Source organism: Jujubicoccus corallicola (genome assembly GCF_047345645.1).
GTDB lineage: Bacteria > Pseudomonadota > Alphaproteobacteria > Rhodobacterales > Rhodobacteraceae > JBLEFH01.
Genome location: NZ_JBLEFH010000006.1, coordinates 135361 through 161155, shown reverse-complemented (window position 1 = coordinate 161155; position 25795 = coordinate 135361). Strand labels below are relative to the sequence as shown.

General features: G+C 60.2%; 27 protein-coding genes. 20 read left to right on the top strand and 7 right to left on the bottom strand.

Annotated elements, in window-relative coordinates:
* The first annotated feature begins 18 nt into the window (after positions 1 to 18).
* The 10 genes from ACMA5I_RS10555 to ACMA5I_RS10510 all read left to right on the top strand — a co-directional run bounded on the left by ACMA5I_RS10555 (position 19) and on the right by ACMA5I_RS10510 (position 8944).
* Positions 19 to 669: an HAD-IA family hydrolase gene (locus ACMA5I_RS10555; RefSeq protein WP_525886229.1), complete on the top strand. Its 651-nt coding sequence runs from the start codon at positions 19 to 21 to the stop codon at positions 667 to 669.
* A 65-nt stretch (positions 670 to 734) separates the two neighbouring features.
* The gene (locus ACMA5I_RS10550; RefSeq protein ID WP_525886228.1) at positions 735 to 1898 is read left to right on the top strand and encodes an isovaleryl-CoA dehydrogenase; all 1164 of its coding nucleotides are present in this window, start codon (positions 735 to 737) and stop codon (positions 1896 to 1898) included.
* Entirely contained in the window at positions 1898 to 2410 is a 513-nt protein-coding gene (locus ACMA5I_RS10545) for a lysozyme inhibitor LprI family protein (RefSeq protein ID WP_525886227.1), read from the top strand. Before ACMA5I_RS10550 ends, ACMA5I_RS10545 begins: the two co-directional genes overlap by 1 nt.
* Positions 2411 to 2480: 70 nt before the next feature.
* The gene (locus tag ACMA5I_RS10540) at positions 2481 to 2789 is read left to right on the top strand and encodes a hypothetical protein (RefSeq protein ID WP_525886226.1); all 309 of its coding nucleotides are present in this window, start codon (positions 2481 to 2483) and stop codon (positions 2787 to 2789) included.
* On the top strand, positions 2786 to 4390 hold the full coding sequence (locus ACMA5I_RS10535; protein WP_525886225.1) for a carboxyl transferase domain-containing protein: 1605 nt from the start codon (positions 2786 to 2788) through the stop codon (positions 4388 to 4390). Before ACMA5I_RS10540 ends, ACMA5I_RS10535 begins: the two co-directional genes overlap by 4 nt.
* Positions 4390 to 4767, top strand: a complete 378-nt coding sequence (locus ACMA5I_RS10530) for an ASCH domain-containing protein (RefSeq protein ID WP_525886224.1) — start codon at positions 4390 to 4392, stop codon at positions 4765 to 4767. The genes ACMA5I_RS10535 and ACMA5I_RS10530 overlap by 1 nt, the downstream gene beginning before the upstream one ends.
* Positions 4764 to 5255, top strand: a complete 492-nt coding sequence (locus ACMA5I_RS10525; protein ID WP_525886223.1) for an O-acetyl-ADP-ribose deacetylase — start codon at positions 4764 to 4766, stop codon at positions 5253 to 5255. Before ACMA5I_RS10530 ends, ACMA5I_RS10525 begins: the two co-directional genes overlap by 4 nt.
* Positions 5256 to 7238 carry an acetyl/propionyl/methylcrotonyl-CoA carboxylase subunit alpha gene (locus ACMA5I_RS10520; RefSeq protein WP_525886222.1) on the top strand — a complete coding sequence of 661 codons (1983 nt, stop codon included), beginning with the start codon at positions 5256 to 5258 and terminating at the stop codon, positions 7236 to 7238. It abuts the gene before it with no gap.
* Positions 7231 to 8079 carry a hydroxymethylglutaryl-CoA lyase gene (locus tag ACMA5I_RS10515; RefSeq protein ID WP_525886221.1) on the top strand — a complete coding sequence of 283 codons (849 nt, stop codon included), beginning with the start codon at positions 7231 to 7233 and terminating at the stop codon, positions 8077 to 8079. The genes ACMA5I_RS10520 and ACMA5I_RS10515 overlap by 8 nt, the downstream gene beginning before the upstream one ends.
* Positions 8080 to 8155: 76 nt before the next feature.
* Complete coding sequence (locus ACMA5I_RS10510) at positions 8156 to 8944, top strand: crotonase/enoyl-CoA hydratase family protein (protein WP_525886220.1); 789 nt, start codon at positions 8156 to 8158, stop codon at positions 8942 to 8944.
* 2 nt (positions 8945 to 8946) lie between these two features.
* Here the strand turns inward: ACMA5I_RS10510 and ACMA5I_RS10505 are convergent, their stop codons facing one another.
* Entirely contained in the window at positions 8947 to 9399 is a 453-nt protein-coding gene (locus tag ACMA5I_RS10505; RefSeq protein WP_525886219.1) for an RrF2 family transcriptional regulator, read from the bottom strand.
* 82 nt (positions 9400 to 9481) lie between these two features.
* Between ACMA5I_RS10505 and hmpA the strand changes: the two genes are divergently transcribed.
* The gene (gene hmpA / locus ACMA5I_RS10500; protein WP_525886218.1) at positions 9482 to 10696 is read left to right on the top strand and encodes an NO-inducible flavohemoprotein; all 1215 of its coding nucleotides are present in this window, start codon (positions 9482 to 9484) and stop codon (positions 10694 to 10696) included.
* A 61-nt stretch (positions 10697 to 10757) separates the two neighbouring features.
* On the opposite strand, the gene ACMA5I_RS10495 is transcribed toward hmpA, so the two are convergent.
* Positions 10758 to 11174 carry a tellurite resistance TerB family protein gene (locus tag ACMA5I_RS10495; RefSeq protein WP_525886217.1) on the bottom strand — a complete coding sequence of 139 codons (417 nt, stop codon included), beginning with the start codon at positions 11172 to 11174 and terminating at the stop codon, positions 10758 to 10760.
* Between the two features lie 83 nt (positions 11175 to 11257).
* Between ACMA5I_RS10495 and ACMA5I_RS10490 the strand changes: the two genes are divergently transcribed.
* A complete protein-coding gene (locus ACMA5I_RS10490) occupies positions 11258 to 12823 on the top strand; it encodes a lysine--tRNA ligase (RefSeq protein WP_525886216.1) in 1566 nt (521 codons plus the stop codon).
* Between the two features lie 181 nt (positions 12824 to 13004).
* Positions 13005 to 15275: a glycosyl hydrolase family 28-related protein gene (locus tag ACMA5I_RS10485; protein WP_525886215.1), complete on the top strand. Its 2271-nt coding sequence runs from the start codon at positions 13005 to 13007 to the stop codon at positions 15273 to 15275.
* On the opposite strand, the gene ACMA5I_RS10480 is transcribed toward ACMA5I_RS10485, so the two are convergent.
* Entirely contained in the window at positions 15272 to 15769 is a 498-nt protein-coding gene (locus ACMA5I_RS10480; RefSeq protein WP_525886214.1) for an anthrone oxygenase family protein, read from the bottom strand. The genes ACMA5I_RS10485 and ACMA5I_RS10480 overlap by 4 nt on opposite strands.
* 126 nt (positions 15770 to 15895) lie before the next feature.
* On the opposite strand from ACMA5I_RS10480, the gene ACMA5I_RS10475 reads away from it, so the two are divergent.
* Positions 15896 to 16210 carry an antibiotic biosynthesis monooxygenase family protein gene (locus ACMA5I_RS10475; protein WP_525886213.1) on the top strand — a complete coding sequence of 105 codons (315 nt, stop codon included), beginning with the start codon at positions 15896 to 15898 and terminating at the stop codon, positions 16208 to 16210.
* Between the two features lie 11 nt (positions 16211 to 16221).
* Here ACMA5I_RS10475 and ACMA5I_RS10470 read toward each other — a convergent pair whose 3' ends face one another.
* From ACMA5I_RS10470 to uvrB, 4 genes are all read right to left on the bottom strand, one after another.
* Positions 16222 to 17355: a Hint domain-containing protein gene (locus tag ACMA5I_RS10470; RefSeq protein ID WP_525886212.1), complete on the bottom strand. Its 1134-nt coding sequence runs from the start codon at positions 17353 to 17355 to the stop codon at positions 16222 to 16224.
* A 253-nt stretch (positions 17356 to 17608) separates the two neighbouring features.
* The gene (locus tag ACMA5I_RS10465) at positions 17609 to 18175 is read right to left on the bottom strand and encodes a YdcF family protein (RefSeq protein ID WP_525886211.1); all 567 of its coding nucleotides are present in this window, start codon (positions 18173 to 18175) and stop codon (positions 17609 to 17611) included.
* Positions 18168 to 19073 (bottom strand): abortive infection family protein, encoded by a 906-nt coding sequence (locus ACMA5I_RS10460; protein WP_525886210.1) that lies wholly within the window; start codon positions 19071 to 19073, stop codon positions 18168 to 18170. Before ACMA5I_RS10460 ends, ACMA5I_RS10465 begins: the two co-directional genes overlap by 8 nt.
* Positions 19074 to 19076: 3 nt before the next feature.
* Entirely contained in the window at positions 19077 to 21248 is a 2172-nt protein-coding gene (gene uvrB, locus ACMA5I_RS10455; RefSeq protein WP_525886209.1) for an excinuclease ABC subunit UvrB, read from the bottom strand.
* Between the two features lie 117 nt (positions 21249 to 21365).
* On the opposite strand from uvrB, the gene ACMA5I_RS10450 reads away from it, so the two are divergent.
* From ACMA5I_RS10450 to ACMA5I_RS10425, 6 genes are all read left to right on the top strand, one after another.
* Positions 21366 to 21677 (top strand): NADH dehydrogenase ubiquinone Fe-S protein 4, encoded by a 312-nt coding sequence (locus tag ACMA5I_RS10450; protein ID WP_525886208.1) that lies wholly within the window; start codon positions 21366 to 21368, stop codon positions 21675 to 21677.
* Positions 21678 to 22151 carry a GNAT family N-acetyltransferase gene (locus ACMA5I_RS10445; RefSeq protein ID WP_525886207.1) on the top strand — a complete coding sequence of 158 codons (474 nt, stop codon included), beginning with the start codon at positions 21678 to 21680 and terminating at the stop codon, positions 22149 to 22151.
* A 204-nt stretch (positions 22152 to 22355) separates the two neighbouring features.
* A complete protein-coding gene (locus ACMA5I_RS10440; protein ID WP_525886206.1) occupies positions 22356 to 23354 on the top strand; it encodes a tyrosine-type recombinase/integrase in 999 nt (332 codons plus the stop codon).
* A gap of 189 nt (positions 23355 to 23543) precedes the next feature.
* Positions 23544 to 23735, top strand: a complete 192-nt coding sequence (locus tag ACMA5I_RS10435; RefSeq protein WP_525886205.1) for a helix-turn-helix transcriptional regulator — start codon at positions 23544 to 23546, stop codon at positions 23733 to 23735.
* Positions 23736 to 23992: 257 nt separating this feature from the next.
* Positions 23993 to 24352, top strand: coding sequence for a hypothetical protein (locus ACMA5I_RS10430; protein ID WP_525886204.1), 360 nt, complete (start codon positions 23993 to 23995; stop codon positions 24350 to 24352).
* A gap of 337 nt (positions 24353 to 24689) precedes the next feature.
* Positions 24690 to 25787, top strand: a complete 1098-nt coding sequence (locus ACMA5I_RS10425; protein WP_525886203.1) for a hypothetical protein — start codon at positions 24690 to 24692, stop codon at positions 25785 to 25787.
* The last annotated feature ends 8 nt before the right edge of the window (positions 25788 to 25795 follow it).

The following is a 25795-nucleotide window of genomic DNA, read 5'->3' as shown; positions in this document are numbered from 1 at the left end:
CTGTGGCATGAGGGTGGGATGAAAACCATTCTCTTCGATCTCGACGGCACGCTGGCCGACACCTCCGCCGATCTCATCGCCGCCGCCAATCACTGCTTTATCACCGAAGGGTTCGATGCGCCGCTCGATCCGGTGGCCGATGCGCTGACCGGCATGCGCGGCAGCTATGCGATGCTGAAACTCGGGAGCGAACGGGTCGGCGCGGACCTGACCGGCAAGCGCGGGCTGCTGCTGGAATATTACGACGCCAATATCGCCAATGAGACGCGGCTTTTCGACGGGGTCGAAGCCGCACTGAGCCAGCTTGGCGGCGCGGGCTACAAACTCGGGGTCGCGACCAACAAACCCGAAGGGCTGGCCGAAAAGCTGATCGGCCTTCTCGGGATCGACCACCATTTCGGCGCGCTTGTCGGGGCGGACACGCTGCCCGTCAACAAGCCGGACCCGCAGCATCTGTTCGAGACGGTCCGCCGCGTCTCCGGCGATCTGTCGCAATCCATGCTGGTTGGCGACACCGATACGGATGTGAAGGCCGCGCGCAATGCGGCGATGCCTGTGGTGCTGGTCGGATTTGGCCCGGAAGGTCAGGGGCTTGCGCGGCTGGAGCCGGACGCACTCTTTGACCATTACGACGCCCTGCCGGAACTCGTCGAAAAAATCCTTCCCTGAATCGCAACTTTGCGCTACCTTCACAACTGAACAGTCGTTCATAAGAACGCGATGAGGGAGTGAAGATGTTTACGCAAAGCCTGAAATTTCCGCTCGATGAAGAGACCGAAGCCCTGCGCGAGATGGTGCATCGCTGGGCGCAGGAGCGGGTGAAGCCGATCGCCGCCGAAGTCGATAAGACCAACGAGTTTCCCCATGAGCTGTGGAAGGAAATGGGCGATCTGGGCCTTCTCGGCATCACGGTGAAGGAAGAAGATGGCGGGGCCGGGATGAGCTATCTCGCCCACACCATCGCGGTGGAGGAAATCGCGCGGGCGTCGGCCTCGGTCTCGCTTTCCTATGGCGCGCACTCCAATCTCTGCGTCAACCAGATCAAGCTGAATGCGAATGCCGAGCAGAAAGAGAAATATCTACCGGGGCTGATCTCGGGCGAGCATGTCGGCGCGCTCGCCATGTCCGAAGCGGGGTCCGGCTCCGATGTCGTCTCGATGAAGCTGCGGGCGGAGAAGAAAAACGACCGCTATGTGCTGAACGGCACGAAATACTGGATCACCAACGGCCCCGATGCGGACACGCTGGTCGTCTACGCCAAGACCGACCCCGAAGCCGGCCCGAAAGGCATCACCGCCTTTATCATCGAGAAAAGCATGACCGGCTTCTCGACCTCGCCCCATTTCGACAAGCTGGGGATGCGCGGCTCGAACACGGCGGAGCTGATTTTCGAGGATGTCGAAGTGCCCTTCGAGAATGTCCTCGGCGAAGAGGGCAAGGGCGTGAATGTCCTCATGTCCGGTCTCGATTACGAGCGCGTCGTGCTGTCGGGCATCGGCGTCGGGATCATGAATGCCTGCCTCGACGAGTTGATGCCTTATCTCCACGAGCGCAAGCAATTCGGCAAACCCATCGGGGATTTCCAGCTTATGCAGGGCAAAATCGCCGATATGTATGTCGCGATGAACACCGCGCGGGCCTATGTCTACGCCGTCGCCGCGTCCTGCGATCGGGGCGAAGTCACCCGTCAGGATGCGGCGGGCTGCGTCCTCTACGCGTCCGAGCAGGCGATGTTCCAGGCGGTGCAGGCCGTGCAGGCCATGGGCGGCGCGGGCTACATGAACGAGACCCCGGTGAGCCGCCTCATGCGCGACGCCAAGCTGATGGAAATCGGCGCGGGCACCTCGGAAATCCGCCGGATGCTGATCGGCCGCGAGCTGATGAAGGTCACCGGTTAATGCGCCATTGGCTGGCACTCCTTGCGATCTGCGCCTCGCCCGCGGCTTTTGCCCAAGGCGATGCGCCGGTCGAGGGCTTTGATCCGAAAATCGCCGAGATTTGCGCGGATCAGGGCGGGGAGGACTGTGTCGGCCTCGCGGCCAGCCATTGTATCGAGACCTCGGAGATCGGGTTTTCCAATGTCGGCATGGGCTTTTGCGTCGGTGCGGAACTGGACTGGTGGGACACGCGGCTCAATGCCGTTTACCGCGAGTTGAGCGAAGCCGAGGCGAAAAGCGACGCCGAGATCGCCGAATTGGGCGGCGCGCTGGCTCCGAGTTCTGCGCCCGACCTCAAAGCGATGCAGCGCGCCTGGATCGCCTATCGCGACGCGCTTTGCGAGAAATACGAGGCGTCCCAATGGGGCGGCGGCTCCGGCACCTATCTCGGCGTTGCCAATTGCATGCTGCACGAGACCGCGCGGCAGGTGCGTGTTCTAGAAGGTTATATGAGGCAGAAAGATGAGCGGTGAGGGTAGAACCACGAAACGGAGCTTGGGCCAGCGCTTTTCAGGCTTCGCTTGCCCGAATTGCGGGTATTTGATGACCTTCTTCATGCTGCTTTCAACTCTGCGAACCGCGCCCTTCCCGCGATCTAAAGAGGCGATAACCTGCCCGCAATGCGCGAGCCATGTGCGTCTTTCGCACCGCTTTCCGTGGATATTAAAGTCTCTCATGCTGGGCCTGCTCTTGATGGTGATCTTCTTTCTCATGTTCACGCCATTCATGATGTCAGGCACAGCACCGCCTCCATTGCTCATCCCTCTAGCGCCAATTGTCGCGTTCATTGCGCTGCTGTTCGTCATGAGCGTCATCCGTAACCGCCTCTACAAAGTGGAGCTTTTGCCATGAAACTCAAATCTTCCCTCTCCCCGCAATCGGATGATTTCGCGGCCAATCGCGACGCGCATCTCAAGGCGATGGAGCCGATCCGCGCGGCGGCGGAGCTGGTCATGGCGGGCGGCGACGAGAAGGCGCGGGAGCGGCACCTTTCGCGCGGCAAAATGCTGCCGCGCGACCGGGTGACGGCGCTGCTCGATGCCGGATCGCCCTTCCTTGAGGTCGGCATGACAGCGGCCCATGCGATGTATGACGGCGCGGCCCCCGGTGCGGGGGTGATCGCGGGGATCGGCGTGGTGCATGGTCAGCAGGTCATGATCGTGTGCAACGACGCGACGGTGAAGGGCGGCACCTATTACCCGATGACGGTGAAAAAGCACCTCCGCGCACAGGAGATCGCCGAAGAGAACCGTCTGCCTTGCATCTATCTCGTGGATAGCGGCGGCGCGAACCTGCCCAATCAGGACGAGGTCTTCCCGGATCGCGACCATTTCGGGCGGATCTTTTTCAATCAGGCGCAGATGTCGGCCAAGGGCATCCCGCAGATCGCGGTGGTCATGGGCTCTTGCACCGCGGGCGGCGCTTATGTGCCCGCCATGTCCGATGTGACGATCATCGTGAAAGAGCAGGGGACGATCTTCCTTGCCGGTCCGCCGTTGGTCAAAGCCGCGACGGGCGAGGATGTGAGCGCCGAGGATCTGGGCGGCGGCGATGTGCATACGCGCCTCTCGGGCGTAGCTGACTACCTTGCCGATAATGACGCCCATGCCATCGCGCTTGCCCGCGACGCGGTGCGCAATCTCAATTTCCAGCCAGCACATGGCCCGCTGCTCGCCAGCCCCGAGGACCCCGCTTACGACCCCGATGAGCTGCTTGGCGTGGTCCCGGCCAGCCTCTCGACACCTTACGATATTCGCGAGGTGATCGCCCGGATCGTGGACGGCTCGCGCTTTGACGAGTTTAAGGCGCGTTATGGCGAAACGCTGGTCTGCGGCTTTGCCCATGTCGGCGGCATCCCGGTGGGGATCGTGGCCAATAACGGCGTTCTTTTCTCGGAAAGCGCCACCAAGGGCGCGCATTTCGTCGAGCTGTGCAGCCAGCGCAAAATCCCGCTGGTGTTCCTGCAAAACATCACCGGCTTCATGGTGGGCCGCAAATATGAGAGCGAAGGGATCGCCCGCCACGGCGCGAAAATGGTGACGGCGGTGGCGACGACTTCGGTGCCGAAAATCACCATGCTGGTCGGCGGCTCTTTCGGGGCGGGCAATTATGGCATGGCCGGGCGCGCCTACAGCCCGCGCTTCCTATGGACATGGCCGAACAGCCGCATCTCCGTCATGGGCGGCGCGCAGGCGGCGGGGGTTCTCGCCACGGTTCGCCGCGCCGGGATCGAGCGTAAGGGCGAGAGCTGGAGCGCCGAGGAGGAGGCCCAGTTCAAAAAGCCCATTCTCGACCAGTTCGAGGAGCAGGCGCATCCGCTCTACGCCTCGGCCCGGCTCTGGGATGACGGGGTGATCGACCCGCGCAAAACCCGTTCGGTGCTGATCCTCTCGCTCCGCGCCGCGCTGAACGCCCCGATTGAGGAGACACGCTTCGGCGTGTTCCGGATGTGATGGAGCGAAACGGGTTCATTCTGGGCGACTCGCGGGCGCTCAACACCGCGCTGCTGGAGCAGATCCGCACGGGCGCGAAAACCGCAAGCTGCGGTGCCTTGCGCGATTTCGAGGAAGATGGCGAGGCGCTGCCCGAGGTCGGGCGGCGGGATATGGCGCTCGATTGGGATGCGGAGCCCGCGCTGGTCGTGGAGACGACAGCCGTGGAGATCCTGCCGTTCAGTGCCGTCATCGAGGATTTCGCCAAAGCCGAAGGGGCGGCGGATCTCGCAAGCTGGCAGGCCGACCACCGCGCCTATTTCGAACGCAATGGCGGGTTTGCGCCCGACATGAAGGTGGTTTGCGAGCGGTTCAAGCTGGTGGAGGTGTTCTCATGATCGAGATCATCACCGCCGACATCACGGGCCTTGAGGTCGATGCCATCGTCAATGCCGCCAATGAAAGCCTGCTCGGCGGGGGCGGTGTGGACGGGGCGATCCACCGCGCTGCCGGGCCGGAATTGCTGGAGGCTTGCCGCAAGCTGAATGGCTGCGCCACGGGGGACGCGAAGGCGACGCCGGGGTTCAACCTGCCCGCCAAATGGGTGATCCACACGGTCGGCCCGGTCTGGAAGGGCGGCGATCAGGGGGAGGCGGATCTGCTCGCCTCCTGCTATCGCCGGTCACTGGAGGAGGCGGAGGCGCTTTGCGCGCAATCGGTCGCTTTTCCCGCGATCTCGACCGGGGTCTATGGTTACCCTGCGGACGAGGCCGCGCGGGTGGCGGTGCGCGCCGTGCAGGATGCAAACCCCACCCAACACATCATTTTCTGCTGCTTTTCCGAAGACAGTGCGAAGGCGCATCGCGCCGCGCTGGAGGAGGTCTGAATGTTTACGAAAATCCTGATTGCCAACCGGGGCGAGATTGCCTGCCGCGTGATCGAAACCGCCCGCGACATGGGTGTGCGGACGGTCGCGGTTTATTCCGATGCGGATGCGCGGGCGCGCCATGTGGAGCTGGCCGACGAGGCCGTGCGCCTTGGTCCGCCGCCGGTGGGCGAGAGTTACCTCAAGGGCGATCGCATCATTCAGGCGGCCAAGGACACCGGCGCGCAGGCGATCCATCCGGGCTATGGGTTCCTCTCGGAAAACCCCGAATTTATCGCGGCGGTCGAGGCGGCGGGTCTACGCTTCATCGGTCCGTCGGCGGATTCGGTCCGTAAAATGGGCCTCAAGGACGCGGCGAAAAAGCTGATGGAAGAGGCCGGGGTGCCGGTGGTGCCGGGCTATCACGGGACCGAGCAGGACGCGGATTTTCTGGCCAAAGAGGCGGAGCAGATCGGCTATCCGGTGCTCATCAAGGCCCGCGCGGGCGGCGGCGGCAAAGGGATGCGGCTCGTTGAAAATTCGAAGGATTTCAAGGCCGCGCTTGACGGTGCGCAGCGCGAGGGTGAGGCGAGTTTCGGCGATGGCCGGGTGCTGATCGAGAAATTCATCACCTCGCCGCGCCATATCGAAATTCAGGTTTTCGGCGACGATCATGGCAATGTGGTGCATCTTTTCGAGCGCGATTGCTCGCTCCAGCGCCGCCACCAAAAGGTGATTGAGGAAGCGCCCGCACCCGGCATGACCGAAGAGATGCGCGCCGCCATGGGCGATGCGGCGGTGAAGGCCGCGCAGGCGATTAACTATTCCGGGGCCGGGACGATTGAATTCATCGTGGACGGCTCGGACGGGCTGCACCCGGATAAATTCTGGTTCATGGAGATGAACACGCGCCTGCAGGTCGAGCATCCGGTGACCGAGGCGATCACCGGGCAGGATCTGGTGGAATGGCAGCTTCGGGTCGCGAGCGGGGAGGAATTGCCGCTGGCGCAGGAGGAACTGGCCATTGACGGGCACGCCTTCGAGGCGCGGCTTTATGCGGAGGATGCGGCCGCCGGGTTCCTGCCCGCGATTGGCCGCCTCGATCGGCTGGAATTTCCGTGGGATGCGCGGATCGACACGGGCGTGGATGAGGGCGACAGCGTGACGCCGCATTACGACCCGATGATCGCGAAGGTCATCACCCATGGCGCGGACCGGACCGCCGCGCTCGATGCGCTCGCCCGTGCGCTGGCGGAAACGCGGGTCGCGGGGCTGACGACGAACAAGGCGTTTCTCCATGCGCTCACGCAGCATGGGGGCTTCCGCGCGGGCGAGGTCGATACGGGGCTGATTGGCCGCGAGCTGGACGCGCTGACGGCGGAGGATGATGCGAGCGATGCGGCGATTGCGCTGGCGCTTCTCGTCGCGCGCGGCCATGCCCATGCGGGCTATCATGATGGTGGATTGGACGGGCAATTGGCGGGCTTCCGCCTCTGGTCCCGCCCGCGAGAATTGGTGCGGATCCGCCGGGGCGAGGCCGTGATTGACGGGTTCATCCGCCAGACTGGTCCGCATGATTATGTGGCGATGTGGGAGGACAAGGAGGTCGCGCTCTCCATGCCGCAGTATCAGGAGCGTGGGCAGGTTTGGGTCGCCGGGCGCGCCCATGATGATGCGTTTTTCGCCCGCGAAGGCGGGGATATCACGACCTTTCTGGAAGGTGTGACGACGGTGTTCCACTGGGTCGATCCGCTGGAGCGCGAGGATGAAGCGGGCGGCGGTGACCGTGTGATCGCGCCGATGCCGGGGCTGGTGAAGCTGGTTGCCAAAAGCGGCGGTGAGACGGTCGAGGAGGGCGATCTGGTGATGGTGCTGGAGGCGATGAAGATGGAGCATTCCATGACCGCGCCGCGCGCCGGAACGCTTGGCGCGCTGCCGGTGAAGGAAGGCGCGCAGGTGACCGCCGGGGATCTGCTCTTCGAGATGGAGCCGGAAGATGGCTGATATCCGCATCTTCGAAATGAGCCCGCGGGACGGGCTTCAGAACGAGAAAAAGCAGATCGCGACGGCGGATAAGATCAAGCTGGTCGATCTGCTGTCCGGCTGCGGGTTCAGCCATATTGAGGTGACGAGTTTCGTCTCGCCCAAAGCGGTGCCGCAAATGTCGGACGCGGCGGAGGTGATGGCCGGGATCGCGCGCCACCCCGACGTGACCTATGCGGTGCTGACGCCGAATATGCGCGGGTTTGACGGCGCGCGGGCGGCGATTGCCGACGAGATCGCGGTGTTTGCGAGTGCGTCCGAAGGGTTCAGTAAGGCCAATATCAACGCGACGATTGCCGAGAGTCTGGAGCGGTTTCGGCCTGTGATGGCGCGCGCGAAAGAGGAGGGGCTCAAGGTGCGCGGCTATGTGTCTTGCGTGACCGATTGCCCTTATGACGGGCCGGTCGCGCCCGCGCAGGTGGCCAAGGTGGCCAGTGATTTGCATGAGATGGGCTGCTACGAGATCAGCCTTGGTGATACGATTGGGGCGGGCACGCCGGAGACGATTGGCGCGATGCTGGACGCGGTCACGCAAGCCGTGCCGCCGGCGGCGCTGGCCGGGCATTACCATGATACCGGCGGGCGCGCGCTGGAGAATATCGCGGTGTCGCTGGAGCATGGTTTGACGGTGTTTGACAGCTCGGCGGGGGGTCTTGGCGGCTGTCCCTATGCGCCGGGGGCGAAGGGGAATGTGGCCACGGAAGCCGTGGTCGCGATGCTGGAAGAGCGCGGGCTAAGCGCCGGGATTGACCGCGAGAAACTGAACGTGGCCGCGCAATTTGCGCGCGGTTTGCGAAGCTGAAGGGCGAAGCGCCGTCCCCGGCGTCGAGCCTGGACGGCGCTGCCCGGCGAGCCGGGCGCGAAAGGGGAGAGGTCTCATGAGGTATCAAACGATTACGCTGGATGTGGACGGGCGCGGCGTCGCGCTGCTGACGCTCGACAATCCGGAGAAGCATAACGCGCTCAGCCCGCAGATGATTGCGGAGCTGACGGAGGTTGCGGGCGAGATTGGCGGGCGCGAGGATATTCGCGTCGTGGTGCTGACCGGCGCGGGCAAGAGTTTTTGCGCGGGCGGGGATCTGGCGTGGATGAAGACGCAGATGACCGCGTCCCGTGCGCAGCGGATGAGCGAGGCGCGCAAGCTGGCGGATATGCTCGGCGCGCTCAACCGGTTGCCGAAACCGCTGATCGGCAAGGTGCAGGGGCAGGCCTTTGGCGGCGGGATCGGGATGATGTCGGTCTGCGATGTGGTGATTGCCGCCGAGGGGCTGAAATTCGGGCTGACGGAAGTGCGGCTCGGGATCATTCCGGCGACGATTTCGCCCTATGTGCTGGCCCGGATGGGCGAGGGTCACGCGCGGGCGGTGATGCTCTCGGGCGGGCTCTTTGACACGGCGCGGGCGCAGGAATTGGGGCTGGTGGCCAAGATGGTGGCGCCGGACGCGCTGGACGCGGCGATCGAGGCGGAGATCAAACCGTATCTTTCGGCCTCGCCCGTGGCGGTGGCGGCGACGAAAAAGCTGATCCGCGATGTGGGCTATCAGGTGCGCGAGGCGGAAATCGACGCGTCGATTGAAGCGCTTGCGGATGTTTGGGAGACCGACGACGCGATGGAAGGCGTCTCTGCGTTTTTCGAGAAACGCAAGGCGCGCTGGATGCCGGAGTAAGGTTACTCCGCCTTCGGGGCGAGGGCTTTGAAGGCGGCGGGATCGGCGGGCAGGATGTCGCGCAGGGTCTTGTCGTTCAGCTTGGCGATGAAGGCGCTGCGGGCGTCGACAAGATGGTGGCGAAGACCGCAAATCTCGGTGATGCGGCAGCCATTGCTCTTTTCATCGAAACATTCCACGAGATGAAAATCCGGCTCAAGCTGCGACACAATGTCGCCGACCGGGCGGTCGAGCGTCCCTTTGGCGAGCATGATGCCGCCGCCTTTTCCGCGCGATGTGACAACCAGACCGGACAGCGAGAGCTGATGCACGACCTTCACGATATGGTTGTAGGAAATTGAATAATAAGCGGAAATCTCGCGCGCGCTGCAACGGCGCTCGGCATGGATGGCGAGATAGATCAGGCTGCGCAGCCCATAATCAGTAAAATTCGTCAAACGCATAGGTTCAGCCATAACGGCATCGCCTCGTGGTTGTAAGGGGGAAACAGGGCTGCTATTGAATATGTATTAAGAATGCAGATTAAGGAATCTCCCGATGCTGAGCCAAGAGACAATCGCCACAGTGAAATCGACCGCGCCGGTTCTGGAAGCGCATGGGGAGACGCTGACGCGACATTTCTATGCGCGGATGTTTACCGAGAACCCGGAGGTGGCGCCGTTTTTCAACCGCGCGAACCAGCAAGCGGGCACGCAGCAGCGGGCGCTGGCCGCCGCGATTACCGCCTATGCGGCGCATATTGATGATCTGGAGGCGCTTGGCGGGGCGGTGGAGCTGATCGCGCAGAAACATGCCTCGCTGATGATCAAGCCGGAGCATTATCCGATTGTGGGCGCGAATCTGCTGGCGTCGATCCGGGAGGTTCTGGGGGAGGCGGCGACGGATGAGATTGTGGACGCCTGGGCCGAAGCATACGGATTTCTTGCCGATATTCTGATCGCGCGGGAGGCGCAGATTTACGCGGACACGGCGGCGGTGCCGGGCGGATGGGAAGGGTTTCGGCCCTTTACCGTGGCGCGCAAGGTGCCGGAAAGCGCGAATATCACGTCGTTTTATCTTCAGCCCGCAGATGGCGGGGCGCTGCCGGAATTTGCGCCGGGCCAGTATATTACGGTGCGGGTGCCCACGGCGGACGGGTTGACGACGATGCGGAATTATTCGCTGTCGGACCGGCCGGGGCAGGCGCATTTGCGCATATCGGTGAAGCGGGAGGAGGGCGCGCCGGATGGCTATGTCTCCACGCATCTGCACGACTCGGTGGGAGAGGGCGACCAGATCGAGGTGGGGCCGCCTTGCGGGGAGTTTGTGCTCAAGAACCCGGAGGGCGACTCGCCGTTGGTGCTGATGGCGGGGGGTGTCGGGATTACCCCTCTGATGAGCATGATGCTGAGCGCGCTGAAGGCGCAGCCGGATCGCGAGATCGTTTTCCTCCATGCGGTGCGCAACCCTGAGGTGCAGGCGTTTGCTCCGGAGATCGCCGCATTGGCCGCGCGCCATGACGGTTTGAAGGTGGTTTTTCAGTATAGCGAGGCGATGCCGGCGACGCTGCCGGGGGCGGTCGAGATGGGAAAGGGCTTTGTTAACGATGCGTTAATTCGCCGCATCGCGCCGGAGACAGAAGCAGATTACTACTTTTGTGGCCCTAAACCATTCATGAGCGACGTTCACCAGTGCCTCGCGGCGCGCAGCCTCCCCCCCGAACGCGTTCACTTCGAATTTTTCGGGCCGAAAGAGGGTCTTGAGCGGCTTTAGTGAGCTGGCCGCTCTGGATAATGGGCGCGGCAATGGTGGGTATCGCCGCGCCTGTTCTGCTTTACTGAGGGATCTGCATATGCCGCACACGGGCACCGCGCTCGATGGAGGCGGCGTGGAGGCGATCCACTTCTAATTCATAGCGAATTTCTTCGAGGAACCGCAGCTCCGCCTCGTCCGTGCGGCCATCGGCGGCGACCACGTCGCAGGCCATGGCATAGGCGGTTTCGTTGAAACCTTCGGGCAGGGCCGGGCGGACGAGACCGAAGAGCGCGTCGAGACCGTCCTCTTCCTCGAACAGCTCATACACCAGATTGGCCACGGTCCCGATGCGGGCCGGATCGTAATCGGCAAAGACCGGGAAGTGGTTGACGATCCGCTCGATGGTCACAAGCTCGGCGGTGGCGATATGTTCGTTGGACACAGAGGTGGCCACCATGATGGCGACGAGGGCGTCCTGGGCGCTCAATTCAGTCATTTCAACTCTCCTTTGCCTTTGGATTTATTGACGCGAACGCGAAGCCGCAATAGGGAGAAGCCAATCTTACAATGGAGAGAGTGATGACCGAAATGCGCGATCTGGCAATGGCGGCGAAGGCGTGGCCTTTTGAGGAGGCGCGCAAGCTGGTCAAACGGCTCAACGGTAAGACACCGGAAAAAGGCTATGTGCTGTTCGAGACGGGTTACGGGCCGTCGGGTCTGCCGCATATTGGCACTTTCGGCGAGGTGGCGCGCACGACCATGGTGCGCCGGGCCTTTGAGATGCTGTCCGACATTCCGACGAAACTCATTTGTTTCTCGGATGATATGGACGGGTTGCGCAAGGTTCCGGGCAATGTGCCGAACCAAGAGGAGATGGCGCAGGATCTCAATCTGCCGCTGACGGTGGTACGCGATCCGTTTGGCACCCATGACAGTTTCGGAGCGCATAACAATGCGCGGCTGCGGGCGTTTCTGGACCAATATGGGTTTGACTATGAGTTCGCCTCGGCGACCGAATATTACAAATCCGGCCGCTTCGATGAGACGCTGCTGAAGGCGCTGGCAGGCTATGAAAAAATCATGGAAATCATGCTGCCGACGCTGGGCAAGGAGCGTCAGGCGACCTATTCGCCCTTCCTGCCGGTGAGCCCGAAAACGGGCCATGTGCTGCAAGTGCCGACGCTGGAGCGCAATCTCGACAAGGGCACGATTGTCTATGAAGAGCCCGATGGGGAGCGCGTGGAAGTGCCGGTGACGGGCGGGCATGTGAAGATGCAGTGGAAGCCCGATTGGGCGATGCGTTGGGCCGCGCTCGATGTGGATTACGAGATGTCGGGCAAGGATCTGACGGATTCGGTGACGCTGGCGAGCAAGCTCTGCAAGGTGATGGGCGGGCGGCCGCCGCAGACCCTGACCTATGAGCTGTTTTCGGACGAGGACGGGCAGAAAATCTCCAAATCGAAGGGCAATGGCATTTCGATGGAGGATTGGCTGACCTATGCGAGCCCGGAATCGCTGTCGCTCTTCATGTATCAGAAACCGAAAACGTCGAAGCGGCTCTATTTCGATGTGATCCCGAAATCGGTGGACGAATATCACCAGCATTTGCGGGCCTTTGCGGGGCAGGAGCCGAAGCAGCGTCTGGAGAATCCGGCGTTCCATATCCATGGCGGGGATGTGCCGGCCTCTGATATGGAAGTGTCGTTCTCGATGCTGCTCAACCTCGCCTCGGCGGCGAGCGCGGAGGACAAGGATCAGCTTTGGGGCTTCATCCGCCGCTATGCGCCGGAGGCGAGCGCCGAGACTCATCCGGGGCTCGATGCGGCGGCGGGCTATGCGGTGCGCTATTTCAATGATTTCGTGAAGCCGAACAAGACCTTCCGCGCGCCGAGCGATCAGGAGCGGGCGGCGCTGGAGGATCTGGCGACCCGGCTGGCGGCTTGGGATGGCGGCGCGGACGGCGAAGAGCTGCAAAGCATGGTGTTTGCGGTCGGCAAAGAGCATGGGTTCGAGCCGCTGCGGGACTGGTTCACGGCGATTTACGAAGTGCTTCTGGGCGCATCGCAAGGGCCGCGTTTCGGCGGGTTCATCGCGCTTTACGGTGCGCCGGAGACGGCGGCGATGATCCGCGAGCGACTCGGCTAACCATTTCTTAACCTTCTTTGGGTATTTCTCTTCGACGCGAGAGAGTGTGGGGACGATCGGCATAGCGTGCCCTCACCCCTCGCGATTTTTATGCAGAGAGTAATACGATTTCATGCCCAATTTTGCGGGCAAAGACCGGGCGGTTAACCCCCTTCTTGCGGCATGAGCAAAAGGGGTTGTTATGGTTCAGAATACAGGGTTGATGCCGCCGGCATTTTCGGACGGGCTTATCAAATGGTCGGCGCGGGCCGATGGCGGGACAGAGCGGACGCTGGCCGATCTGGAGGCCATGGTGATCCCGTCGGACAATGAGTTCGGCACCTGTCTGGAGGTGCGCGCGGCGGGCGGGGTGCAGCCCATTCGGGCCGTGGAGCGAACCCTAGTGCAGAGCGGGCAATTTTTGCGGATCACGGCGCGGGTCAGGGCGGTGAGCGGGGGCATCCCGTCGGTGCGGATTGCCGCCTGGGCCGGAGACACCCGCGGCAACCATGTGGCGGATATGGACGAATATGGCGCCTATGGCCGCCCTGCCGAGATGGGTGGTGTGGTCGAGGTGACGGCGATGGTCGGGATCGGGGTGCGCTCCGGCTTCGACATGCCCTGGACCAGCGATGTGCGCTATGCCCATTTCGGCATCGATGTGAATGTGAAGGCCGGGTCGCTCTACCGGGTCGATGACATTGTGATCGAGGATGTGACGGCGCTCTATCTGCGGGAGCTTCTGGACTTCGTGGATGTGCGGGATTTCGGCGCGGTCGGCGATGGTCAGGTCGATGACCATGCGGCTTTTGTTGCAGCGGACAATGCAGCAAAAGGCAAGACCGTGGTGGTGCCGGAGGGGATTTACAAAGTCTCGCGGAACCTCACGATGCGCTCGCCGATGCGGTTCACGGGCAAGCTCGATATGCCCAAAGCGGCGGTGTTGTCGATTGGGCGCAACTTCGATTTCCCGACTTATGCTGCGGCTTTTGGCGATGACACGATCGGGCTGGAAAAGGCGCTGCAGGCGCTGTTTCGCAATGGTAATCATGAGGAGCTGGACCTCATGGGCCGGCAGGTGCGCATCACGCGGCCGATTGATGTGGCCGCTGCGGTCGGCGATGTGACGAATTTTGCGCAGCGCCGGGTGCTGCGCAATGGCGCGCTGAAGCGGGTCGGCACGACGCCGTGGAATACGCGGGTGAAATATTCCTATGCGCGGTATAACGCGAACAAGCCCTACGAGCTTTTCGACGTGGGCAATGTGGACAAGATCCAAGTCGGCTCGCTCATTGAGGGCGTCGGCGTCGGGCGCGAGGTGTATGTGCGGGCGGTGTCGATCCGCGACAAGACGATCACGCTGAGCCAGCCGCTCCACAGCGCACCGGCGCGGCAGCAATACACCTTCCGCCGCTTCCGCTACATGCTGGATTTCTCGGGCTTTGAGCGCATCAGCCGGTTCCGCATTTCAGGCGTGCAGTTTCTCAACCAAGGCCGGGGCAGCGGCTATATGCTCCCGCCCGAAGGGATCGCCAACGAGATCAACGAATGTTGGTTTACCAGCCCCGAAGATCGCGCGATCACCTCGATCGGGGAGGGGTGTAACGGGCTCTCGATTGAAAGCTGCCAGTTCGTCTCCAGCGAGGGCAGCAAGCTGGCGATCCAGCGCCGCAGCATCGCCTTCAACACCAACAAAAACGACATGAAAATCCGCGACAACCGCGCGCTCTATTTCAAACATTTCGCGGTGATGGCGGGCGGCGGCCATCTGGTTTCGGGTAATCATTTCTTTCAGGGTGACAGTGGCACCGCCGGGGGGCGCACGGCGGGTCTGATCATTGGCGCGACCAATTGCAAAACCTCGCTGATCGGCAATTATGTGGACAATTGCTGGATCGAATTTACCAATGAGTTTGATGAAACGCCCTCGGGCGACAGCTCGCTCGCCTTTGGCAGTTTCGCGATTACGGGGAATATTTTCACGGCGCATAAAATTCCGTCCTGGTTCTCCTTCATCCATATTCGCCCTATTGGCACCGGGCATTCGCTGGACGGGATTTCCATTACGGGCAATAATTTCAAAGTGTTCGGCGGCTCGCCGATCAACCGGGTGGACCGGGTGAATTTCTCGGGCGGCCGGATCGACCACAAGAAATCTCGCGCGATTGACATGCACAGCAACACGTTTTTCGGGGTCGATCAGCGCACGCAGAGCCCGCAATCGGTGAAGGTCTCCTCACGCGGGCGGTTGTTGCGTTATTGGAACTCCGGGCCGGTTATTCTGCCGTTTTTCGGGGAAACGCTGACCTGCGATGGCTTCGCGCCGATGGGCAAGCTGGAGGCGCAGGGTGGCGCGCCCTTGCCGGATATTCAGACCTCATTTGGCAAGCGCGGCCATTATGTACGGCTCGATTGGGGCAAGGAAGTGCGCGGCGAGGCGGTGGTGCGGATCCGCTCCGACAAGATCGACTAAGCGCCGCGGGGGAGGGTCAGAAGGCCGATCCCCGCGAGCAGAAGCGCAACGCCGCTGGCAATCGTGCGGATCACATTCCAACGCTGCCAGCGGGGCGAATACTCGGCCCAGATGGCGGCACCGTTGGCGGAGATCTCGTCCGGGGTGACCTGGGCGAGCGCTTCGTTCATCGGGACGTTCACCGCCAAGGTGAGGATCACCCCGCCGACGAGGTAAATGAGCCCGCCCGCGGCGAAGGCGGTCATGGCGGTGCCCGCGCCGCTGCGATGCGCGGCATAGGCGGTGATCAGCATGACAAAGGGCGTGGCGAAGAAGGCGGGGGCAAAGACAGCGTTGCGCACGGAGGCGTTCATCGCTTGCATCGCCGGGATGGCGATCTCCGGGTTCGCCGTATCGAGGCCCCACATGGTCGAGCAGACCCAAGCATAGAAAAAGCCGAAGATCGCCCCCGAGAGGATCAGTGAGAGCAGGCCGAGAATTTGGGGCAGCGCCATGGTTATCTCCTGTGTCAGGCTCGCGCAGCATAGGCCGCCATCGTGACGGTTTTGAGGCGATATGCGCGAAGACTTCACGGCTCGCGCTTTGTTTTGTATCTTTGGGGCAAAACAGGGGGACACGCCATGGAAATCACGACACAGCAATCCTGCCAGACCGTTCTATGCACCTTCGAGGTGACGCCCGGCACCGCCGATGATGTGATGGAGATGTTGCAGGACGCCTATGCCGAGGTGATCAGCAAGCAGCCCGGTTTCCTTTCGGCGAGCCTCCACATGAACGACGCGCATACGCGGATCGCGAATTACTCGCAATGGGAGGGGCGCGACGATTACAAGGCGATGCTGCGAACCGATGAAATGCGGGCGCGCAACCGCGATATTCACGGGCTCTGCAAGAGTTTCGAGCCGGTGATGTATGAGGTGAAGGGGGTGTATTGAGGGCCGCGGCCCTAATGCACCAGATGGCTTTTGTTCTTGAGATGTCGCGCGGCGAGGCGGCGGGCTTTTTTGCCGGGGATGAGCGGACGTGCGGCGGGCGCAGGGCGGCCGAAATGCAGGTGCCGCAACTCCGGGAAGATCGCGAAAATCTCGGCCCGCGCTGACGGGCTGAGGGATTTCAGCGCTTGCGGGCCGGTGTAAAGGCTCTCGGTTTCCGCGCCATTGGCGAAGATGATTTCATGCCGGTCGCAGAGGATGTGGAAATATTCGACCTCCTCCAGATCCTCCGCGCGGGCGATGCCGTCGAGTTCCAGGAGCTGTTTGGCGGCGACCAGCACCTCCTCGCTGTCAAACATTCGCGCCGCGATTTTTGAGCGGACCAGCAGGCGGTGTTGCGGCGAGACGATGAGGTCCGTCTCGGGGATCTTGTCGTCGAGCGCGCCGGCGCTGATCCTGATGGGCTGGAAATTCGGGAAGGCTTTGATCTGCGCTGCGGACAGGCGCTGCCCGCCGATCCAGCGGATCGGTTGATAGCCGTGATCGCGGGTGCGGACGCGGTCGCCCTTGGCGAGATTTTCGACCGGGACATGGCCCTTTTCCAGCTCGATCCACGTGCCGCGGGCGAAGCAGACGATCTCGGTATTGTCGATGGTCCGGCGGGGCGGCGCGCCGTAGTAATTGCTGCCCACATAGCTGTCGAGCCGGATGGATTTGATGTTGAGATCGCTCAGATCGGCGGCTTCATTGGTGAAGATATCGCCGTTTTGTAACTGCACGAAATGGATGCGGCGGGCGACCTCTTCGCCGCCCTGAAGGGTGACGGTCGCGTCCCAGAGAAACACGCTGTCGATCTTGGAAGCGACGGTGCCGTCCCCGAGATTATAGACGAACCGGTCGGCCTCAAGCGGGTTCGGCCGGCGGCCCTCGATGTCGTCCTCTTCGAGCCGGATGCGGCCCTCGCGAATGGTGTCGTCTTGCAGGATATCGGTCACCGCCATCTGGTCGATGGTGTATTCCTGACCCGCGCCCCACCCGGCGACGGCTTCGTTTTCATTGCTGAAATTCTGGCGCGAGGGCGTCGACTCGACGGGGTCGAGATCGGCGTAATTGCCCATATAAATCTGGGTGACGCTGTAAACGGGCATGGCTGTCCTCAAGGGTGTAAGGGCGCTTCGGGAGGCGCCGAATGTGAGGGCAAACTACGGATCGCGAGGAGCGTGCGGTTAAACTTAGTTTAGTTAATGGTAAGAATTCTTGCTGAAATATGAATTTTTTATTGCGGGGGGGGAGGGGTAAGGCCGGGGTTTGACGGGCGCGCTGTCTTGCCGGGAGATGGGCTTTGCCTGAGAGGGGTAGCGGGGCGAAACGTCTCCCAAAAACCGGGGCGCGGCCCGTGGCTTAGGAGCGTTTCTGCTGGTCTAAGCCGTCGGGCGCTGTGTCGGCAACGCCCGCTACGCCGCGCCGGTTCACCTCGCCGCGCAGGCGCAGGATGGCGGGGATGCGGGCGGGCAGGATCGCAAGCGCGCCGCATTCGCGCAGGCTGGCTTTGAGGAAACTGCGGGGATGGGTGCCTTTGAACGGCGTCGCGCTCCCCTTGGCGTAGAGGCCGAGGAGCCGCGCGGTGGCCCGTGCGCGCGGCAGGTGGTAGGCGTCGCTGATCAGCAGCACATCGCGCGCGCCGAGACGGCGGAGGATCGGCAGCGAAAAGGCGATGTTTTCGATGGTGTTGGTGGCCGCGCCTTCCTGATGGATCGCGTCCAGCGGGACGCCCGCATCCGTGAGCAGCCGGGCCATTAAGGCGGCTTCGCTCGGCGGATGCGCGCCAAGCCCGCCGGAGCAGATCACCGCGTCGATCTCCCCCGCATGGTAAAGACGGCTCGCCTCCGCCACCCGCCGCCGCAAAGTCGGCGAGGGCCGCCCGCCAGGCCACACTGCGGCGCCGAGGATGAGGCCGACCTTAGTCATCGCTCTGCCCATCCCTGACCCGAAGTTTGTGATCGGGATATTTCTTTTGCCATGTCTCGATCAGAAACAGACAGAGGACGCTTGACGCATTCACCGCGAGGCGCGCAATTCTTGCATCAACACGTTTCGTTCCGGCACGTTTGCCATGCGCGTCGCCCCCGTGGGTGCGCAAAGAGCCGATACCATCGACGACGCTTCCGAGCGCCGACAAGATCGTCCGCACATCATTGGCGATGTCATCGCTGATATCTGCCTTGCCGGGTGACAGGCCCAAGGGCTCACGAACGGCTTTGTAATAGGCGTTCATCTCCGATTTCTTTTTGGGCAGGGGAAGATCGCATTCGAAGAGGATAGATTTGAAAACGCTCTCCAGAACCGCCCGCGCGGCGGTGAGGGCGTCCTCGGGGTCCGTATCGACATTCGCCAAGGCCCTGTCGATTTCCGCTTCAACCGTGTCGAAGGTCCAGACCGACGCTAGATGCCGGAGTGACGCGGTGGAAGCATGCTCTTGGCCCTCTTTCAGGCTCTCGAGAAATTTCTCCAATTCCTCGCATTCGATTGCGTAGGCGTTGGCGAGAATATCCGCGTATTCGGGATCGCCGTTCAGGCTTGCAAGCTGAAGTTCCCTTTCTATCTTCTCGATTTGATCGGCATGTTTGAGATCCCATAGCTCTTGGACCAGCTCTGCAACAACGCGCGGCGGTGATAGCGCAATGAAGGCCATGAATCGCTTGGCTTTCGACTTGCCCGATTTTGCAAAGCGATCATCATAGATATCGACTTGAAAATGATCCTCGAAGAATTCCGCAAATGTGCGATCTGAAAAGTTGAGGATGTAGCCGGGTTGCGTCTCAAACGTCGCCGTTAGCCAATTTCTCTGCCAATGCTTCAGCTCCATCCCTTACCCCGACCGTTTCCGCCGTTTCACGCCGCCCCTTTGCCCCGGTCGGCCGGCGGTGGAGCGGCCGGTTTCGGACGCGGCGGCGACGGCTTGTTGGCGGGCCATGGGGTCGTCGGCGACGGCGAGGTCGACCGCTTCGAGACGTTTGATCTCGTCGCGCAGGCGCGCAGCTTCCTCGAAATCGAGATCTTCGGCGGCCTTGAGCATCTGCTTTTTGAGCGCGTCGAGATGGGCGGCGAGGTTCGCGCCGACCTGCGCATTGTCGATTTTCGTCGTGATGCGGGACTGGTCCGTGTCGCCGTCCCAGAGCCCTTCCATCACATCGGCGACGTTCTTTTTCACCGTCTCGGGGGTGATGCCATGGGCCTCGTTATAGGCGAGCTGCTTGGCGCGGCGGCGGTTGGTTTCCTCCAGCGCGCGCTCCATCGAGCCGGTGACGCGGTCGGCATACATGATCACCCGGCCATCGGCGTTACGCGCGGCGCGGCCAATGGTCTGGACCAGCGAGGTTTCTGAGCGCAGAAAACCCTCCTTATCCGCATCGAGAATGGCGACGAGGCCGCATTCGGGGATGTCGAGACCCTCGCGCAAGAGGTTGATCCCGACCAGCACATCGAAGGCCCCGAGGCGCAAATCGCGCAGGATTTCAATGCGTTCGATGGTGTCGATATCGCTGTGCATGTAGCGGACCTTGATGCCCTGTTCATGCAGATATTCGGTGAGATCCTCGGCCATGCGCTTGGTGAGGGTGGTGACAAGCGTGCGGTAGCCCTTGGCCGAGACCTTGCGGATTTCGTCCAGGAGATCATCGACTTGCGTGTTGACCGGGCGGATTTCGACCTCGGGGTCGAGCAGGCCGGTCGGGCGGATGATCTGCTCGGTGAAGATGCCGCCGGTTTGCTCCATTTCCCATTTCGCGGGGGTGGCGGAGACGAAGATCGACTGCGGGCGCATCGCGTCCCATTCCTCGAATTTCAGCGGGCGGTTGTCCATGCAGGAGGGCAGGCGGAAACCATGTTCCGCCAGCGTCGATTTGCGCCGGAAGTCGCCCTTATACATCGCGCCGATTTGCGGGACGGAGACGTGGCTTTCATCCGCAAAAACAATCGCATTGTCGGGGATATATTCGAACAGGGTGGGGGGCGGCTCACCGGGGGCGCGGCCCGTGAGGTAGCGCGAATAGTTCTCGATGCCGTTGCAGACCCCGGTGGCCTCCAGCATTTCGAGATCGAATTTCGTGCGTTGTTCGAGCCGTTGCGCCTCCAGAAGCTTGCTCTCCGCCTCAAGCTGTTTGAGCCGGATCTCCAGCTCCTTCTTGATGCCTTTGATGGCGGTCTGCATGGTCGGGCGGGGCGTGACATAGTGGGAGTTGGCGTAGATGCGCACCTGTTCGCGCTCGCCGAGTTTCGCGCCGGTGAGCGGGTCGAATTCCGTGATGCTTTCCAGCTCATCCCCGAAGAAGGAAAAGCGCCAGGCCATGTCCTCCATATGGGCGGGCCAGACCTCCAGCACATCGCCGCGCACCCGGAAGGTGCCGCGCTGAAACGCCTGATCGTTGCGGCGATATTGCTGGGCGACGAGATCGCTCATCACCTTGCGCTGGTCGTAACTCTGGCCCGCGGTGAGATCCTGCGTCATGGCCGAATAGGTTTCGACCGAACCGATGCCGTAGATACAGGAGACCGAGGCGACGATGATCACATCGTCCCGCTCCAGAAGCGCGCGGGTGGCCGAGTGGCGCATCCGGTCGATCTGCTCGTTGATCTGCGATTCCTTCTCGATATATGTGTCGGTCCGCGGAACGTAAGCCTCGGGCTGGTAATAGTCGTAATAGGAGACGAAATATTCGACCGCGTTCTCCGGGAAGAAGCCTTTGAACTCCGCGTAAAGCTGGGCGGCGAGCGTTTTGTTCGGCGCAAGGATGATCGCCGGGCGCTGCGTCTCCTCGATGATTTTCGCCATGGTGAAGGTCTTGCCGGTCCCGGTCGCGCCGAGAAGGACCTGATCCTGTTCCTCCTCGCGAATGCCCATGGAAAGCTCGGCAATCGCCGTCGGCTGGTCGCCCGCCGGTTTGAACTCGGTGTTCATTTTGAAGGCCTTGCCGCCTTCGAGTTTGGGCCGCGTCACCTCGGGCGGGCGCTCGACCGGCATATTGGTGTTGTTATGGCCCATGGCTGTCTCCTTCTTGCTTTCTCAATGTGGTCTTTTGAGGGAACAAATCAAGACCGCCGGGGCTTGCGCGGGCGGCGCGCTTGGCGGTAAAAGGAGGCAAGCCAAAGGAGTTCGGTCATGCGCGCAAGAATTTATCGTCCGGCCCGGAATGCCATGCAGTCGGGGACCGCCAAGACGAAGCATTGGGTGCTGGAATATGTGCCCACGCAGGCCAAGCCGATTGACCCGCTGATGGGGTGGACCGGGAGCCATGATCCGAGCCAGCAGATCCGGATGCGTTTTGACAGCGAGGAAGAGGCGGTGGCCTATGCCGAGAAGAACGGCATTGAGTTCACCATCGCCCAGCCGAAACCGCGCAAGATGAATGTGCGGCCCGGCGGTTATGGCGAGAATTTCGCGACCAAACGCCGGGGGCCGTGGACGCATTAAGTGGGCGTTGACGTGGACGCGGTGATTGCGCCAGCCGACCCGCGCGAGGCCCGTTTTCAGCCCATCCTTCAGATCCATCAGGCGCATTGCGAGGCCGAGACGCCGATTGGCAGTTGTCACCGGCTCGATGCCGCGAATCTGGCCGCGCCGGAGATCCGCTTTTATGCGCTGACCGTGGGCGATGATGTGCGCGGCATGGCGGCGTGGAAGCGGCTCACCGCCGATCATGGCGAGGTGAAATCCATGCATGTTCTGGGCGCGCATCGCGGGGCGCGCTACGCGGATGCACTTCTGGCGCGGGTGGTCGCGGACGCCATGGCGGCGGGGATAAAACGCCTGAGCCTTGAGACCGGCGCGCAGCCCAATTTCGCACCGGCCCGCGCGTTTTATGCCCGGCATGGGTTTGCGATCTGCCCGCCCTTTGGCGACTATCGCGAAGACCCGAACGCCGTCTTCATGACAAAGGCACTTTGAGCGCCAAGCCCCATTGCAAGGGCGCGCGCCTTGCGGCAAAAGAGCCGCAGCGGTCCCATAGCTCAACTGGATAGAGCAGCTGACTTCTAATCATATTCAGCCCACCACATAGCTACTCATGCTGACCGTAAGTGATTGAAAACAAAAAACTCGTGTCTCATTGTGACCATATCTGCTACCCTCAACACCTAGGGAGAAAGAGACATGAAGAGACATTTGACCGAGCTTGCTATCAAGCAACTACCATTTGAGAAACGTGGAAGCGTCAAATACTGGGACACAGTGCAGAAAGGCTTTGGCGTACGTGTCTCACAGTCTGCTAAAAGCTACTTTGTCATGTATGGCGAGCGCAGACAGCTTCACACCATTGGTGCGTTTGGCTCTGTAAGCCTCTCTGACGCACGAAAAGAAGCAAGACGATACATTGACCATGTTCCTACTAAAAAACGCTTAGAATTGACTACAGAGGCTCTGACAGCCTATCTGAAGGAGTGTGTGGGACGCTTAAAGCCTAAGACAGTGGCAATGTACCGCCACAACCTCAAAACACGGCACAAATACATCAGTGACATCAAGCGTGCAGACATCAACCTCACCAATCCGTATGAGGTGGCGTCATGGAAGGCATTTTTCAATTGGTGCATCAAGAACGACATCATAGACCGCAACCCGCTACAGTTTGCGTCTGCGGTGACACGTAAGCGAGACAGGGTGCTCACCATAGGCGAGCTGAAAGCGATATACGGCTACCACAATCCACCGTTTTCAGACCATGTGAAGCTACTACTGCTGACAGGTATGCGCCGTAGTGAGCCGTCACACGTTGAGGTGCAAAACGACCTTTTAATCGTTCCGCCAGAGCACACCAAAAACGGCAAGCCATTGGTGACACCATACCTGCCACCTATGACCGTCCCTGTGCCGTTTAATGGTTGGAGCAAGGCGAAGACTGCCATGGATACGGTAGTGCCGTTGCCACACTGGACACTGCACGACCTGCGCCGAACCTTTGCCACCATACATGCACAGCTAGGCACGCCGATACACGTTGTTGAAGCATTGCTCAATCATGTGTCGGGTGAAATATCGGGACTCAAGGCAATATACATTCGACATAATTTCCTTGCGGAAGCAAAGACCGCACAGCTACGGTATATAGACCATTTACAAAAAGAGGGAGTTGTACCGTGTTTAAGTGGTTGATTTTTCTGTTTCCGTTGCCCGCCGCGTTTGTTGGACTGTTTCTCGGCAGTGGCGAGGATAAAATGTATGGCTTTGTGGCACTGCTTATCTCTGCCTATGGTGCGTACTTGATATACAAAAAGCATTTCGCTAAGTATTAACGGCTCGGGTCAACTGAGCGTGCGCACGCTCCTAACATGGAGTACGCGCATGTCTCGCCTTTTGACGAAAAAAGCCGTGTGTCTGAAAGTTGGTTTTTCTCGCGCTCACATTGACCGTCTAGCGAACGATGAACACTACGCACACCTTGGGTTTCCCAAACCGTGTCGCATCGGGTTCAAAGTCCTTTGGTCGGAGCAAGAGATTGACGAATGGATAGAAGCACAGTTGGCACAGCGATGACTCCTTTGTGGAGTGGAGGGGATAGCTTTCGGGCTGTCCCCTTTTTAGTACAAAAAATACCCGCACTGTGGCGGGCATCTTTTGATACACAACATATTCCCTCTACGCCCGACACAAGGTCAGACGCTCAAATTCATATACCAATCTTACGACTGGCGTAGAGGGAACAGTCTTTAGGTTCTTTTGACAAGTTTTCACTTGCACTATCTATCATACACGAGTACACAGCAGTATCAATCACACACATGGGGATAACTATGTCTACGCTCGATAAAATCAAAGAGCTTGATAAGCAAAAAGAAAAACTGCTCGCAGAAGCGAAACAAGAAGCACTGCAAAAAGCAGAAGACGCGGTAGCTGAACTCAATAGCCTCGGCTTTCAGTATCAACTGGTACAGTCGGGATTGTCTACCTCTGGTACTGGCAAGCGCCGTACAGGTATCAGAAAAGACGTACTGTCTGCGGTGCAGTCAAAACCGTCTACCCGCGCCGAGCTTATCACGTCCTTTAATGCCGATGATGACAAATCGCTACAGCAGTCAATCAGCAATGCGTTGGCAGCGCTCAAGAAAAGTGGCGAATTGACCTTGAACAACGGCACATATACAGCGAAATAACGCTACCGTACAAAGAGCTATAGGTTGGCAATACGTGACCTGCCTATAGCGCGACTTATACCGTCTCATATATACCATTCCGCATCACAGTGCCGTCAGGCTCACGCCATGACCCAACGCCTTTATATGTCTCAAAGACACAAGCCATAAAGGTAAAAGTCATTGGGTCATGTCGCTTACGCTTAGACGGACACAGTGAGCGGACTACGGTACAATATAGACAGTATGTTCTTTAACGGTACAGTGAGAGATACTGGTACACGCACGACACACGTCACTGCCGTTATTGGCTTACTATACCGTTATGGCGCATCATCACGTGATAGGTGGCTCTGGCATGGGCAAATCCACCTTACTCAAACAAGACATTCTTGAAGACATTACAGACGGACATGGTGTCCTATACATTGACCCCCACGGTCACGATACAGACGAACTGCTACAGTACATTCCACGAAAACGTCGCAATGACGTTATTCTTTTTGACCCCACACAGTACAGTATTCCGTTCAATCCACTGGCGATAGGTGGCGAGACACCTTTCATCGCATCAGCCTTTACCGATAGCATCAAAGACGCATGGGGCTATCGAGATATAGCTACGCCCCGCATTGACAGTTTGCTCTATAACAGCGTGCATACACTTATCGACAACGAGCAATCATTGCTTGGCTTGTATTTTCTTATCACCTCGCAACCGTACCGTGAAAAGTGTGCGCCAAACATCACCGACCCTATGGTGCAACGGTATTGGCAGTGGTATGCCGACCTCAATGAAAAAGACCGCTTCAATATCTCCGAAAGTACACTCAACAAAGTGCAGATATTGCTATCGGACAAGCGTATAAGACACTCTATCGGACACAAAAAGACACAGCTCAATCTGTCTGATGTCTTTAAGGGCAAGATTGTGTTTGTGCGTATTCCGCAAGGCGCACTTGGACTGAGCAAAACATCTTTAATTGGCTCACTGGTACTGTCTAACTTTCACCTTACAGCGCTCTCACAAGCTCCAACAACAACCCGCGTCTACGTAGACGAAGCGCACCTCTTTTCACCGTCTGTGCTCAATGAAATGCTATCGGGTATACGAAAGTTTGGTGTGCGCTTGAAGCTCTCACACCAATACATGCACCAATTGGATATGAAACTGCGTCATTCAGTGCTGGCTAACTGTGCGAGCTTTGTCTTTCGATGCTCATTTGAAGACATGCAGTACTTCCCAAGCTATGAGTACCGCACCTCGCCGTATGAGCTGTTTGAGCTACCGCCGTACAATGCCGTGGTGTTTGGTGACGGCAGACCATACGCAATCTCCACTACCGCCTTTTACGCCGAGCCGTTCCCGAAGTCAGAGGCTCATATCCGCACGCGCATGGTCAATCAACTCATTCGCTCACCTAAGACTGTTGACAGCCTCTTTTCTCAATTCTAGCCTTTTGT

What these genes read in the sequence shown, in the direction of transcription:
- ACMA5I_RS10555 (WP_525886229.1), top strand. Translation starts at nt 19, where the DNA reads ATGAAAACCATTCTCTTCGATCTCGACGGCACGCTGGCCGACACCTCC.
- ACMA5I_RS10550 (WP_525886228.1), top strand. Translation starts at nt 735, where the DNA reads ATGTTTACGCAAAGCCTGAAATTTCCGCTCGATGAAGAGACCGAAGCC.
- ACMA5I_RS10545 (WP_525886227.1), top strand. Translation starts at nt 1,898, where the DNA reads ATGCGCCATTGGCTGGCACTCCTTGCGATCTGCGCCTCGCCCGCGGCT.
- ACMA5I_RS10540 (WP_525886226.1), top strand. Translation starts at nt 2,481, where the DNA reads ATGACCTTCTTCATGCTGCTTTCAACTCTGCGAACCGCGCCCTTCCCG.
- ACMA5I_RS10535 (WP_525886225.1), top strand. Translation starts at nt 2,786, where the DNA reads ATGAAACTCAAATCTTCCCTCTCCCCGCAATCGGATGATTTCGCGGCC.
- ACMA5I_RS10530 (WP_525886224.1), top strand. Translation starts at nt 4,390, where the DNA reads ATGGAGCGAAACGGGTTCATTCTGGGCGACTCGCGGGCGCTCAACACC.
- ACMA5I_RS10525 (WP_525886223.1), top strand. Translation starts at nt 4,764, where the DNA reads ATGATCGAGATCATCACCGCCGACATCACGGGCCTTGAGGTCGATGCC.
- ACMA5I_RS10520 (WP_525886222.1), top strand. Translation starts at nt 5,256, where the DNA reads ATGTTTACGAAAATCCTGATTGCCAACCGGGGCGAGATTGCCTGCCGC.
- ACMA5I_RS10515 (WP_525886221.1), top strand. Translation starts at nt 7,231, where the DNA reads ATGGCTGATATCCGCATCTTCGAAATGAGCCCGCGGGACGGGCTTCAG.
- ACMA5I_RS10510 (WP_525886220.1), top strand. Translation starts at nt 8,156, where the DNA reads ATGAGGTATCAAACGATTACGCTGGATGTGGACGGGCGCGGCGTCGCG.
- ACMA5I_RS10505 (WP_525886219.1), bottom strand. Translation starts at nt 9,399, where the DNA reads ATGGCTGAACCTATGCGTTTGACGAATTTTACTGATTATGGGCTGCGC.
- hmpA (WP_525886218.1), top strand. Translation starts at nt 9,482, where the DNA reads ATGCTGAGCCAAGAGACAATCGCCACAGTGAAATCGACCGCGCCGGTT.
- ACMA5I_RS10495 (WP_525886217.1), bottom strand. Translation starts at nt 11,174, where the DNA reads ATGACTGAATTGAGCGCCCAGGACGCCCTCGTCGCCATCATGGTGGCC.
- ACMA5I_RS10490 (WP_525886216.1), top strand. Translation starts at nt 11,258, where the DNA reads ATGACCGAAATGCGCGATCTGGCAATGGCGGCGAAGGCGTGGCCTTTT.
- ACMA5I_RS10485 (WP_525886215.1), top strand. Translation starts at nt 13,005, where the DNA reads ATGGTTCAGAATACAGGGTTGATGCCGCCGGCATTTTCGGACGGGCTT.
- ACMA5I_RS10480 (WP_525886214.1), bottom strand. Translation starts at nt 15,769, where the DNA reads ATGGCGCTGCCCCAAATTCTCGGCCTGCTCTCACTGATCCTCTCGGGG.
- ACMA5I_RS10475 (WP_525886213.1), top strand. Translation starts at nt 15,896, where the DNA reads ATGGAAATCACGACACAGCAATCCTGCCAGACCGTTCTATGCACCTTC.
- ACMA5I_RS10470 (WP_525886212.1), bottom strand. Translation starts at nt 17,355, where the DNA reads ATGCCCGTTTACAGCGTCACCCAGATTTATATGGGCAATTACGCCGAT.
- ACMA5I_RS10465 (WP_525886211.1), bottom strand. Translation starts at nt 18,175, where the DNA reads ATGACTAAGGTCGGCCTCATCCTCGGCGCCGCAGTGTGGCCTGGCGGG.
- ACMA5I_RS10460 (WP_525886210.1), bottom strand. Translation starts at nt 19,073, where the DNA reads ATGGAGCTGAAGCATTGGCAGAGAAATTGGCTAACGGCGACGTTTGAG.
- uvrB (WP_525886209.1), bottom strand. Translation starts at nt 21,248, where the DNA reads ATGGGCCATAACAACACCAATATGCCGGTCGAGCGCCCGCCCGAGGTG.
- ACMA5I_RS10450 (WP_525886208.1), top strand. Translation starts at nt 21,366, where the DNA reads ATGCGCGCAAGAATTTATCGTCCGGCCCGGAATGCCATGCAGTCGGGG.
- ACMA5I_RS10440 (WP_525886206.1), top strand. Translation starts at nt 22,356, where the DNA reads ATGAAGAGACATTTGACCGAGCTTGCTATCAAGCAACTACCATTTGAG.
- ACMA5I_RS10435 (WP_525886205.1), top strand. Translation starts at nt 23,544, where the DNA reads ATGTCTCGCCTTTTGACGAAAAAAGCCGTGTGTCTGAAAGTTGGTTTT.
- ACMA5I_RS10430 (WP_525886204.1), top strand. Translation starts at nt 23,993, where the DNA reads ATGTCTACGCTCGATAAAATCAAAGAGCTTGATAAGCAAAAAGAAAAA.
- ACMA5I_RS10425 (WP_525886203.1), top strand. Translation starts at nt 24,690, where the DNA reads ATGGGCAAATCCACCTTACTCAAACAAGACATTCTTGAAGACATTACA.